Origin of the sequence: Chitinophaga sp. (genome assembly GCF_035761305.1) — a bacterium.
Lineage (GTDB): Bacteria > Bacteroidota > Bacteroidia > Chitinophagales > Chitinophagaceae > Chitinophaga.
The window spans coordinates 1-11,105 of sequence record NZ_DASTRI010000077.1 but is presented as its reverse complement, the minus strand read 5'-3'; the positions used below and the strand labels follow the sequence as shown (position 1 = coordinate 11,105).

Here is an 11,105-nt window from a genome sequence, read left to right as displayed (position 1 = left end):
ATAGCGTATTTCATTAAGGACGGATTAGCGCTGGGCGGCTATGCTAATTTTGGCCTGGCAGCGGGCATTACGCCTGCTGCACCGGCATTTTACCAATATTACTCAGCGTTCACCTTACCTTTCACCTTTGCCACTACCTCTGCAGCAATGTTATTAGGTGCAGGAGAATAGTGAGAGAACTCCATGATAGAGGTAGCACGGCCGGAGGACAGGGAGCGCAGCTGGGTTACATAACCGAACATTTCGCTCAGCGGTACTTTGGCTTTAATAACCTGGGCACCTGCTCTTGATTCCATACCTTCCAGCATACCACGGCGACGGTTCAGGTCACCGGTAACATCACCCATGTATTGGTCGGGGGTGGTTACCTCTACTTTCATGATAGGCTCCAGCAGTACCGGTTTGGCTTTGCGGGCAGCTTCACGGAAAGCGGATTTGGCGCACAGCTCAAATGACATTGAGTCGGAGTCCACTGCGTGGAAAGAACCATCAAACAAACGTATTTTCAGGTTATCCAGCGGGTAGTTGGCCAGCACACCATTGCTCATGGATTGCTCAAAACCTTTTTGTACCGCGGGAATGAACTCTTTGGGAATTGCACCACCAAAAATATCGTTAATGAACTGGAAGCTCTTGCCATCGTTTTCTTTCAGCCATTCTGCATCAGCAGGGCCGATCTCAACCTGGATGTCGGCGAATTTACCGCGGCCACCGGTTTGTTTCTTGTACACTTCGCGGTGCTCTATGGTGGCAGTCAGTGCTTCTTTGTAAGCTACCTGCGGCGCACCCTGGTTTACTTCTACCTTGAACTCGCGTTTCATACGGTCCAGGATGATCTCCAGGTGAAGCTCACCCATACCGCTCAGGATGGTCTGTCCGGTGTCTTCATCTGTTTTTGCCTTCAGGGTAGGATCTTCTTCTACCAGTTTGGCAATGGCCATACCCATCTTATCCACATCCGCCTGCGTCTTAGGTTCTATCGCAATGCTTATCACCGGCTCGGGGAAGGTCATGGATTCCAGCACAATGGGCTGGTTTTCAGCGCAAAGGGTATCTCCTGTTTTAATATCCTTAAAACCAACAGCAGCACCAATATCACCTGCTTCAATGAAATCGATGGGGTTCTGCTTGTTAGCGTGCATTTGCATGATACGGCTGATACGCTCGTTTTTGCCGGTACGGGTGTTCAATACATAAGAACCTGCTTCCAAACGGCCGGAATAGGCCCGGAAGAATGCCAGGCGGCCTACAAACGGGTCGGTAGCGATCTTGAACGCCAGGGCTGCAAACGGTTCTTTTGCATCCGGCTTACGTTCAATTTCTTCACCGGTGTTGGGATTAGTACCTTTTACCGCCTCAATGTCCATCGGAGAAGGCAGGTAACGGCAAACAGCATCCAGCATTTTCTGTACGCCCTTGTTTTTGAAGGAAGAACCGCACAGCATGGGGATGATAGCAATATCGATGGTAGCTTTACGGATAGCTTCGTGAATTTCGGCCTCAGAAATAGAGTTCGGATCATCGAAGAATTTCTCCATCAGCTTATCGTCGTACTCGGCAACGGCTTCCACCAGCTTAGCCCTCCATTCTTCTGCTTCATCCTTCATATCGGCCGGGATCTCAATTTCCTGGTAAGTAGCGCCTTTACCGGCTTCGTCCCAGATAATACCCTTCATGGTAATCAGGTCTACCACGCCTTTGAAAGAGTCTTCAGCGCCAATGGGCAGCATCAGGGGTACCGGGTTAGCACCCAGCATTTCCTTCACCTGTTTTACCACATTGAGGAAGTCGGCGCCGGAACGGTCCATTTTGTTAACGAAACCGATACGGGGTACGCGGTAGCGGTTAGCCTGGCGCCATACGGTTTCAGACTGGGGTTCCACACCAGATACGGCGCAGAACAGGGCTACCAGGCCGTCCAGTACACGCAGGGAGCGTTCTACTTCCACGGTAAAGTCCACGTGGCCCGGAGTATCGATAATATTAAATTTATATTGTTTGGTATCAGGCTGTGTTTGACCCTGCAGCGTAGGAAAATTCCAGAAACAGGTGGTAGCAGCAGATGTAATGGTAATACCTCTTTCCTGCTCCTGTGCCATCCAGTCCATGGTGGCAGCACCTTCGTGTACCTCACCTATCTTGTGGGTTTTACCTGTATAATACAGGATACGCTCTGTGGTAGTGGTTTTACCGGCATCAATGTGGGCCGCTATACCAAAGTTCCTTTGAAATCTTAAGTCTGCCATAATATTAGTAATGACTGTATTTTAAATGCAATTTGGGGGGCAAAGGTAATCCTTTTTTAGGAATAAATAAAACCTTATAATATTGCCAAAATGTTATTAAAGGTAAAAGTTGCCACCAGCCCGGGCGGCGCAGGTTATAAAGGCAGCTGCAAGAGCTCCGGCATTAACCGGCATTTAAACCCGTTGTGATATTTCGCGTGGACCAGGGGGTTAGACTACTAAATGCTAAAAGCTGATCATCGCATTTCTGCAACGACCAGCTTTTTGCTATATATTTTCAGCGTTTAGCTTCTGATTGAACTATACCCGGAAGTGAGAGAAGGCTTTGTTCGCTTCTGCCATACGGTGGGTATCTTCTTTTTTCTTGAAAGCAGCACCTTCACCTTTGCTTGCAGCTACAATTTCATTTGCCAGCTTCTCAGCCATGCTCTTACCATTTCTTTCACCAGCGTAGCGTACCAGCCATTTGATGCTCAGTGATACTTTACGGTCAGCACGCACTTCCGTAGGAATCTGGAAGGTAGCACCACCAATACGGCGGCTTCTTACTTCTACAGCAGGCGTTACGTTGTTTAATGCCTTTTTCCACACCTCATAACCGTTGTCGCCGGTTATCTGGCTCACTTTATCTATGGCATCATAGAATATTTTATAGGCAATGCTCTTCTTTCCCTGCTCCATTACGTTATTCACGAAACGGGTCACCAGCTTGTCGTTGAACCGGGGATCCGGGGCCAGTGGTAATTTTTTAGCAGCTTGCTTTCTCATTTATCTGAAAAATTTCTCTTGAATGTTAAGATTATTTCTTAGCCTTTTCCTTTTTAGTACCGTATTTGGAACGGCTTTGTTTCCTGTCCTTCACACCGGCAGTATCGAGGGAGCCACGAACAATGTGGTAACGCACACCGGGCAGATCCTTTACCCTACCACCGCGGATCAATACGATAGAGTGCTCCTGCAGGTTATGTCCCTCACCGGGTATATAAGCAATCACCTCTATTTTATTGGTCAGCTTCACTTTTGCCACCTTGCGCAAAGCGGAGTTAGGCTTTTTAGGCGTAGTAGTGTACACGCGGGTACATACACCCCGGCGCTGGGGGCAGCTATCTAATGCCCTGGACTTGGATTTAGCCCGGATAATTTCTCTTCCTTTTCTTACTAATTGTTGTATAGTAGGCATTCTTTACCTAATTTTTTTGCTGTCGGTTTACAATGACATTCCAAATTCCAGTACAGGATTTTGGGAGGGCAAAGGTAAAACGAACTATGATAAATTCCAAATTACTTACTTCCAATTTCCAAAAAACTTACCGCCGGCGCTTAAAAAGCGCCTTTCTCCGGCTGCAACACTGCTTATAAAAGGGCGGCCACTATCTCCTGCCATTCCTCATCCAGGGTATTGTGCGGCATGTTTTTGCCGGCACGGGCATACCAGTAGGCTGCATTGGACCGGTCGCCTTCCTTACGGTGCAGGTATGCATGTATCCAGGAGCCGGTGCTGGTATTAATATCCTGCGCTACGGTATGCGCCTGCTCCCAGTTCCCTTTTCCATCCCACCAGAGGGCCTGCAGGGGCTCGTTCAGTTCGCCGGGCGGGGCTGCCTGGCTGAGGGAGGAAATAAAGGCATCCAAGGTCATAAATATGAATATTAAAAACAGACGGCAAAAATACAGAATAGGTTTGGAAAAGGAAGTAAGAAATAGAAAGTGAAGCAGAACATGGCGGATCTGCTTAAAAACGGGGCGCAGGAGGCCCGCAAAAAAAGGCCGTTCCCCTAAGGAACAGCCTTTAAACATAACACAACTAAAACTAATTATTTATCAATACGGTAATTCCATCCCTTATCATCTGCTACCTTGCCGGTGCGGATGGCATCCAGGCGGCGGATCACCTCTGCCCCTACCTCATACTTAGCGGTGTTCAGCGCTATATGGTGCTCTTTATAATCCAGCTGCTCCACATAGGCTACGCTGGCGGCTGTGCCGGTGCCAAATACTTCCCGCAGGGTGCCGGCCTTCCAGGCGGCTACAATTTCATCAATTGATACCGGCCTCTCCTCTACCGTAAGCCCCATCTCTTCCAGCAGGGTCATTACGCTGGCGCGGGTAACTCCTGCCAGAATTGTGCCTTGTGTAAGGTCGGGGGTAAGCGCTTTATTGCCAATGATAACAAATACGTTCATGGTGCCGCATTCCTGCAGGTATTTATGCTCCATACCATCTACCCAAAGTATTTGGTCGTAGCCCTGCTTGCGGGCCTGCATGGTAGGGTACATGGCTCCGCCGTAATTGCCTGCTGCCTTGGCATAGCCTACGCCGCCGGGGAAAGCGCGGATATATTTATCCTGCACCAGCAGCTTAATGGGTTTATTGAAATACGGCCCCGAGGGAGAATTAATGATCACGAATTTATAGGTATCAGAAGGGCGCACGCCAATAAATTCATCTGCAGCAATCATAAACGGCCGCAGGTATAAAGAACAGCCCTCACCGGTAGGCACCCAGTCACGGTCCAGGTCAATGAGCATAGCCATACCGCCAATGAACAGCCATTCCGGTACAGAAGGCATGCCCATTCTTTCCGCGGAAGTATTAAAACGCTCATAATTATCATACGGCCGGAAGATCATGGGGTGGCCTTCCTGGTCTTTATATGCCTTAATGCCTTCAAAAATAGCCTGTCCATAATGCCAGGCTGCATTGGAAGGGCTTACAGATAAATGCTGAAAAGGCAGTATTTGCGCATTATGCCACTGTTTGCCGTCAAAATCGGCAACCAGCATATGATCTGCATATTTTTTTCCAAATACCAGGTTATTAAAGTCAACCTCACTAATTCGGCTATGGGTGGTTTTATTGACCCGGATCTGCTTTACTGCCTGATCCATTACTGTTGTATTTACGCCTGGATAATCTACTGCCATCATGGTTAATCGGTTTTATCTCGATATTTTTACACAAATAAACTGATTTTTCCCCAGCGGGAGCGATCAGATGGTTACTAAAATAAATATCTATGTCTTTTGATCAATTGCAGCTGGACCCGTACCTGCTGGCCAAAATATACACCCAGCCTATTGTTCCCGGGAAAAGCGTACCGGTTGCGGCGGAGCAAAAGCCGTTGCCCAAAGTGAAATTTTTAGGAGAAAATCAAAAAAACATTGCACTATTCATACAAAACGAAAATGGCGCCTATTTAAATGATGATTTATTTAACCTGCTCACTAATATATTAAATGCCTGCAAACTGGGTATGCAGGATGTAGCCTTAATAAATATAGCAGGTTTCCCTGCAACCGCATTACCGGTATGGCAGCAGGCAGTGAATATGCAGCAGTGCATTGCATTTGGCATTGCACCTGCCGGCCTGGGCCTGGAGCCGTTGCCGGTTTACCAGGTGCACCGTACAGGCGGCGTGCAGGTGCTGTTCTCAGACCCGCTGGAAGTTATTGCTACAGATAAACAGCTGAAAGGCAAGCTGTGGAGCAGCTTAAAACAGCTCTTTCAATTTTAGACTATAAAAACAGACGATCCATTTTCATGAAACTGGTATTTGCGACAAACAACAACAATAAGGTAAAAGAGATACGTTCCCTGTTGGGCGATGTTTTTGAGATTATAACGCTGCACGAAGCTGGTATTGACATAGATATTCCTGAGCCGCATGATACCCTGGAGGAGAATGCCCGTGAAAAGTCCGAAACTATTTATAAAATGACGGGCCAGCATTGTTTTTCTGAAGATACGGGGTTGGAAGTATTTGCCCTGAACGGGGCGCCGGGCGTAATTTCTGCCCGGTATGCAGGCGAGCAGAAATCAGCGGATGACAATATTACCAGGCTGTTACAGGAGCTGCAGGGCAAAACAAACCGCAGCGCACAGTTCCGCACTGTTATATCCCTGATCATTGACGGGAAGGAGCAGCAGTTTGAAGGCATTTGTCCCGGCCATATATTAACGGAAAGAAAAGGCAACGGAGGGTTTGGCTATGACCCTGTATTTGTACCTGAAGGCGCCACCCGCAGCTTTGCCGAAATGAACCTCAGTGAAAAGAACCAGTATAGCCACCGCGCAAGGGCATTTGCAAAGCTGGTGCAACACCTGAGATCAATTACGGATCAGGAATTTACGAATTGATTAGCGTGGATGGATAGAGAAAGAGAGAGTACAGATAACAGCATATAGAGATATTTAATCATTAGCAATCATAAATGGCACGCGTAAAATTAGAACTACCAGCACAATTTAATTTCCGGACAAACATACCCATCCGTATACAGGATCTGAACTATGGCAACCATGTGGGTAATGACGCCATATTATCTATTATGCATGAAGCCCGCATGCAGTACCTGCAAGCCTCCGGCCTGCAGGAGCTGGATAAGGTTTCCAACACCGGCCTTATTATGGCGGATGTGGCCATTATATATAAAGGAGAAAGCTTTCATGGCGATGTACTGGAAATTGAGGTAGCCGCCGCAGAATACAGCGCTACCGGCTTTGACCTGTACTACCGCATTACGGCACTACGCAAAGATACCCGCATACTCGTAGCTGAAGCAAAAACCGGCATGGTATGTTTTGATTATAACCAGCGCAAGGTAAGCCGCCTGCCTGCCGCATGGAAAGAACAATTAGTATAAAGCATTAAACGAAAGATGAAAATGGACGAACAACTGGCACAGCTTATCAAAAACAGGAGAACCGTTAAACCGGCGGCCATGAACGGCCAGCGCATACCCGACGAAACCGTTGAACAATTACTGGCCCTGGCTAACTGGGCCCCCACGCATGGGTATACAGAGCCCTGGTATTTTACCGTGTACAGCGGAGATGGCGTAAAACGTTTCTGCGCGGCGCATGCAGAGCTGTACAAGACCTATACGCCCGCTGCGCAGTATATTCCCGGCAATTATGAGAAGCTGCAGCACCAGGGCGACCTGGCTTCGCACATTATTGCCATTTGCATGAAACGGGGTGATAATCCCAAGATCCCGGAAATAGAAGAAATAGCAGCCGTAGCCTGCGCCGTGCAGAACATGTGGCTGGGCGCTACTGCACTGGGACTGGCCGCGTACTGGGGCTCCGGCGGTATGACCTATACCCCTGCCATGCAGGATTACCTGGGCCTGCGCGACCAGGACAAAGTGTTAGGTTTCTTTTACCTGGGCTATACCGATCAACCGGCGCCCGAAGGCCGGCGGCTAAAGCCGATAGCCGAAAAGGTAAAATGGGAAAAGTAATTCGTAATTGAACAATTCGTAATTAAAACAGGTCCGGGTAGTCGGTAATAATGCCGTCTACCCCCAGGGCCTTGAGCTGCGCTATTTCATCAGCGGTATCAGGCGTCCAGGGAATAAGCTTAATACCTTTTTCCTTGCAGCTTTGCACCAGCTGTGCATTTACCAGCTTATAGTTAGGGCTGTAAACAAACGGGGTAAAGCCCAATGCGGCAATGGCGCCATCGAGGCCGCCCAGGCGGTCGTCGCCTACCAGGAAAGAGGTTTTAATATCCGGATATTTTTTATGCAGCACCTGCAGGGTTCTTTTGTCAAACGACTGTATCACCACCCTGTCTGTGATCTTTTTCTGCTGCAGTACTGCCATCAGCAGGTCAACAAATTCTTCCGGCGCCGGCTGCCATTCGCCATCATGCCCTTCTACTGATTTGGTTTCTATATTATACCACACCGGAGGGGTATTTTTCTGCTGTGTGTATTGTTCGGCAGAGTCTATCAGCTCTCCCAGCAGCGGTTTATAGACTTTCATCTTTTGCTGGCGGGGAAAATAGGGATGCTTTTTGGAGCCAACATCAAATTTCCGGACCTGGTCATAATCCATCTTATATATGTAGTAGCCCGCGCCTTCGCCCTTTGTAAAGGTGTCGCCGGCCGGCGTAAGGCTGAACAGGGGGTTCATATAAGCATCATGGGAAACCACCACCTGTTTATCTTTGGAGATCAGCACATCCATTTCCAGGGTGGTTACGCCCAGGTCAATTGCCTTTTTCATGGCCGGTATGGTATTTTCAGGCATCAGCCCGCGGCAGCCACGATGGCCTTCTTTATCAAAAACGGGAAAGGTAGTTTGAGCTTTCATTCCAAACGCTATTAACAGCAAAGCACCAGACAGTAAAGATTGTTTCACCATGTGTATTGTATAATTAAGGATTGAATATAGCAGCTTATTGGCATAAATGGCATTATGTAATCATTAATAATGCCAGCTTTTATTGGTTGTGAATAGCTAAATTGCCATGGCATTTATATATGTACCCATGAGCGCACCTATCTGTGAAAAACATGGTAAACAGCTTCTGTGGCTGCTTTTACTGCTATTACCCTTGGCAGGGCTGCAGGCACAAAACAGGAAAAAGGCTGTCAGGCATCAGCAGGACTCTACCCTGGCAGACAGCGCCCGCATTCGCAGGCAGGTAATGCTGCATGCCAGCGATACTACCCTCTCCCGCATTTCCGACACAGCGGTGGCCATTATCATTAACCGGCTGGAGGGCTATACGCTGATGCTGAATGAACTGGGCAGCACGTTGAAACGAGGCTACGACTCAACCCGTATCAGCCAAAAGCTGCCGCTCATTGACTCTTCTTTACATGTGATCAAGAACAATATTGCAGCGCTGGGCAGCACTCCCAATGTGCACGACCTGTATACCAATAAGGTAATGCTGGTACAGCTGAAGCGCATTTTAAAAATATGGCAGGATGACCTGTTCCAGCATTATGCAAAGCTGGTGAACATCAGCGATACCCTGCAGCAGGTGCGTAAAGATACCGCCATGCGCGCCGTGCCTACAGAAGATGAGCTGCGCACTTTTTACATCAGCCAGCTTACCAGCCTTATTTTAAAATTCCGGCAGATTGACAAGGCTAACAAGCAGGCCCTCCTGCAAATGGGGCTGCTACAGAATGAGGTAGCGATGCGCTACATTGCCGTAACCAACCTGCTGGGCGATATGGAGTTTCAGCTGGATAATTTCAGCCGGCGCATGTTTGTTAAAGATTATACCTACCTGTGGCAGCCCAAAAAGCAGGTCAGTGAACCCAGCTTTTTAACAGTGCTTGGCAACTCGGTGCGCAAGAACATAAAGGTGCTTGTTATTTTCTTTTCCGTACAATGGCCGGTGCTTGTGATATGGCTGCTGCTGGCCGCCCTGTTTGCATTCTGGACTTATAACAATACCCGTAAGATACGCCTGCACCATCCGCCTTCAGAGGCAGAGGCTATTTTACAGCACTCCCGTTTGCTGTACCGCTTTCCGGTGGCAGGTACGCTTATTTTTGTGTGCACACTTTCGGGCCTGCTATCTGTACAATACCCGGTGCTGTTCATACAACTAAACTGGGTGGTGACCATTGCGGCGCTCAGCTATATGATAGGGCATGCCATACCCCGGCATTTGCTGCAGCACTGGCTGGCGCTGGTAGCGCTGCTGTTCATTTACTTTCTGAACAACCTTACCATACAGGCCACCAATGCCGAGCAGTGGGGCCTTTTCCTGGCAGCCATTATATGTATTATGCTGGGGGTGCGCCTGCGGAAAATTACCCGGCACAGCACCCTGGCGCTACCCAAGCATTCCCGCAAAATGCTGCTGATTTTTATTGTGATGAGTGTTTTTTCCCTGCTGCTGGTGATCAGCGGCCGGGTAACAGCTGCCAAGATCATTGGTGCCACTGCAGCCATCAGTATAACCATGGCCGTTAACCTGCTGTATTTTGTAGACCTGATCATGGAAGCCGTTTACCTGCAGGTAGAAGCGAACAAAAGCTCCAGCACTTTTATTTCCTTTATTGATTTCCAGAACATACAATCGCGTTTAAAAGCTTTCCTGTACCTGTTTGCCACCATAGCCTGGCTAATGCTTATAGCCCGTAACCTGTATGTGTTTGATAATATTTATGAAGCCATTACTGATTTCCTGGCAGCCGGCCGTACCATTGGCAACACTACTTTTACGTTTGGCAGCGTTATTATTTTCCTGCTGGTGCTATGGGTATCTACCGTGTTTACGCAGTTGATTGCCTATATGTTCGGGGAAACAGGCCAGGGCGCACACACCGGCCAAAAGAAAAAGCTGGGCTCCGCCATACTGCTTATACGCCTGGCCATACTGGGAGCAGGGGTGCTGCTGGCCTTTGCGGCGTCCGGCATACCCATGGACAAGCTGGCCATTGTGATAGGCGCATTGGGCGTGGGTATTGGCTTTGGCCTGCAGAACATTGTGAACAACCTGGTATCTGGTGTAATACTGGCGTTTGAAAAGCCCATTGAGGTAGGAGATGTTATTGAGCTGGGCACCCGTTCCGGCGTGGTAAAGGAAATAGGCATCCGCTCCAGCAAAATATCGGCTTATGATGGTTCTGAGGTAATAGTACCCAATGGCGACCTTATTTCGCAGCAGCTTATTAACTGGACCCTTAGCAGCCGCACCCGCCGGGTAGAGCTGATTATAGGCGTAGCCTACGGGTCTGACGTAAAACAGGTGACCGATATACTGAAACAGGCCTTGCAGGGGCGGCAGGGCATTATGGAAGCGCCGGAGCCGGTGGTGTTCCTGTACCAGTTTGCCGATAGCTCCATCAACTTCCGCATCTTTTTCTGGATCACAGACCTGGCACTGGCCGGACAGCTGCAAAGCGACATACTGGCCAGCATATACGAAAACCTGCAAAAGGCAGGCATTGAAATGCCCTTCCCCCAGCGCGATCTGCACATTAAAACCGTAGACCCATCTATTTTACAGCAGTGGAAACCCGGGAAACCACCGGAAGATACACCCAGGCAATAAAAATTTAATATTGGCCTTACGTAACAACATCGCTAATTTTGGAGCGTAAT

At 48.6% G+C, this 11,105-nt stretch carries 11 protein-coding genes; 5 read left to right on the top strand and 6 right to left on the bottom strand.

Features of this window, described 5'->3' with window-relative positions; genetic code table 11:
- Nucleotides 1-98: 98 nt before the first annotated feature.
- The 5 genes from fusA to VFS25_RS07010 all read right to left on the bottom strand — a co-directional run bounded on the left by fusA (nt 99) and on the right by VFS25_RS07010 (nt 5,173).
- Nucleotides 99-2,246 carry an elongation factor G gene (fusA, locus tag VFS25_RS07030; RefSeq protein WP_326461418.1) on the bottom strand — a complete coding sequence of 716 codons (2,148 nt, stop codon included), beginning with the start codon at nt 2,244-2,246 and terminating at the stop codon, nt 99-101.
- A gap of 300 nt (nt 2,247-2,546) precedes the next feature.
- Nucleotides 2,547-3,014: a 30S ribosomal protein S7 gene (rpsG, locus tag VFS25_RS07025; RefSeq protein WP_326461417.1), complete on the bottom strand. Its 468-nt coding sequence runs from the start codon at nt 3,012-3,014 to the stop codon at nt 2,547-2,549.
- A gap of 31 nt (nt 3,015-3,045) precedes the next feature.
- A complete protein-coding gene (gene rpsL, locus VFS25_RS07020) occupies nt 3,046-3,426 on the bottom strand; it encodes a 30S ribosomal protein S12 (RefSeq protein ID WP_089918361.1) in 381 nt (126 codons plus the stop codon).
- Nucleotides 3,427-3,599: 173 nt separating this feature from the next.
- The gene (locus VFS25_RS07015) at nt 3,600-3,884 is read right to left on the bottom strand and encodes a hypothetical protein (protein ID WP_326461416.1); all 285 of its coding nucleotides are present in this window, start codon (nt 3,882-3,884) and stop codon (nt 3,600-3,602) included.
- A 176-nt stretch (nt 3,885-4,060) separates the two neighbouring features.
- Entirely contained in the window at nt 4,061-5,173 is a 1,113-nt protein-coding gene (locus VFS25_RS07010) for a branched-chain amino acid aminotransferase (RefSeq protein ID WP_326461415.1), read from the bottom strand.
- 89 nt (nt 5,174-5,262) lie between these two features.
- Here VFS25_RS07010 and VFS25_RS07005 point away from each other — a divergent pair, with 89 nt between their 5' ends.
- The 4 genes from VFS25_RS07005 (at nt 5,263) to VFS25_RS06990 (ending at nt 7,489) form a co-directional block, all read left to right on the top strand.
- Nucleotides 5,263-5,760 carry a hypothetical protein gene (locus VFS25_RS07005; RefSeq protein ID WP_326461414.1) on the top strand — a complete coding sequence of 166 codons (498 nt, stop codon included), beginning with the start codon at nt 5,263-5,265 and terminating at the stop codon, nt 5,758-5,760.
- A 26-nt stretch (nt 5,761-5,786) separates the two neighbouring features.
- Nucleotides 5,787-6,383 (top strand): RdgB/HAM1 family non-canonical purine NTP pyrophosphatase, encoded by a 597-nt coding sequence (gene rdgB / locus VFS25_RS07000; protein ID WP_326461413.1) that lies wholly within the window; start codon nt 5,787-5,789, stop codon nt 6,381-6,383.
- A gap of 74 nt (nt 6,384-6,457) precedes the next feature.
- On the top strand, nt 6,458-6,889 hold the full coding sequence (locus VFS25_RS06995) for a thioesterase family protein (protein WP_326461412.1): 432 nt from the start codon (nt 6,458-6,460) through the stop codon (nt 6,887-6,889).
- A gap of 21 nt (nt 6,890-6,910) precedes the next feature.
- Nucleotides 6,911-7,489 (top strand): nitroreductase, encoded by a 579-nt coding sequence (locus VFS25_RS06990; RefSeq protein WP_326461411.1) that lies wholly within the window; start codon nt 6,911-6,913, stop codon nt 7,487-7,489.
- Between the two features lie 22 nt (nt 7,490-7,511).
- On the opposite strand, the gene VFS25_RS06985 is transcribed toward VFS25_RS06990, so the two are convergent.
- On the bottom strand, nt 7,512-8,345 hold the full coding sequence (locus tag VFS25_RS06985; RefSeq protein WP_326461410.1) for a glycerophosphodiester phosphodiesterase: 834 nt from the start codon (nt 8,343-8,345) through the stop codon (nt 7,512-7,514).
- Between the two features lie 244 nt (nt 8,346-8,589).
- On the opposite strand from VFS25_RS06985, the gene VFS25_RS06980 reads away from it, so the two are divergent.
- Nucleotides 8,590-11,055: a mechanosensitive ion channel family protein gene (locus tag VFS25_RS06980; protein WP_326461409.1), complete on the top strand. Its 2,466-nt coding sequence runs from the start codon at nt 8,590-8,592 to the stop codon at nt 11,053-11,055.
- The last annotated feature ends 50 nt before the right edge of the window (nt 11,056-11,105 follow it).

Excerpts from the sequence above, each read along its gene's own strand:
- fusA (WP_326461418.1), bottom strand. The coding sequence starts at position 2,246 with ATGGCAGACTTAAGATTTCAAAGGAACTTTGGTATAGCGGCCCACATT.
- rpsG (WP_326461417.1), bottom strand. The coding sequence starts at position 3,014 with ATGAGAAAGCAAGCTGCTAAAAAATTACCACTGGCCCCGGATCCCCGG.
- rpsL (WP_089918361.1), bottom strand. The coding sequence starts at position 3,426 with ATGCCTACTATACAACAATTAGTAAGAAAAGGAAGAGAAATTATCCGG.
- VFS25_RS07015 (WP_326461416.1), bottom strand. The coding sequence starts at position 3,884 with ATGACCTTGGATGCCTTTATTTCCTCCCTCAGCCAGGCAGCCCCGCCC.
- VFS25_RS07010 (WP_326461415.1), bottom strand. The coding sequence starts at position 5,173 with ATGATGGCAGTAGATTATCCAGGCGTAAATACAACAGTAATGGATCAG.
- VFS25_RS07005 (WP_326461414.1), top strand. The coding sequence starts at position 5,263 with ATGTCTTTTGATCAATTGCAGCTGGACCCGTACCTGCTGGCCAAAATA.
- rdgB (WP_326461413.1), top strand. The coding sequence starts at position 5,787 with ATGAAACTGGTATTTGCGACAAACAACAACAATAAGGTAAAAGAGATA.
- VFS25_RS06995 (WP_326461412.1), top strand. The coding sequence starts at position 6,458 with ATGGCACGCGTAAAATTAGAACTACCAGCACAATTTAATTTCCGGACA.
- VFS25_RS06990 (WP_326461411.1), top strand. The coding sequence starts at position 6,911 with ATGGACGAACAACTGGCACAGCTTATCAAAAACAGGAGAACCGTTAAA.
- VFS25_RS06985 (WP_326461410.1), bottom strand. The coding sequence starts at position 8,345 with ATGAAAGCTCAAACTACCTTTCCCGTTTTTGATAAAGAAGGCCATCGT.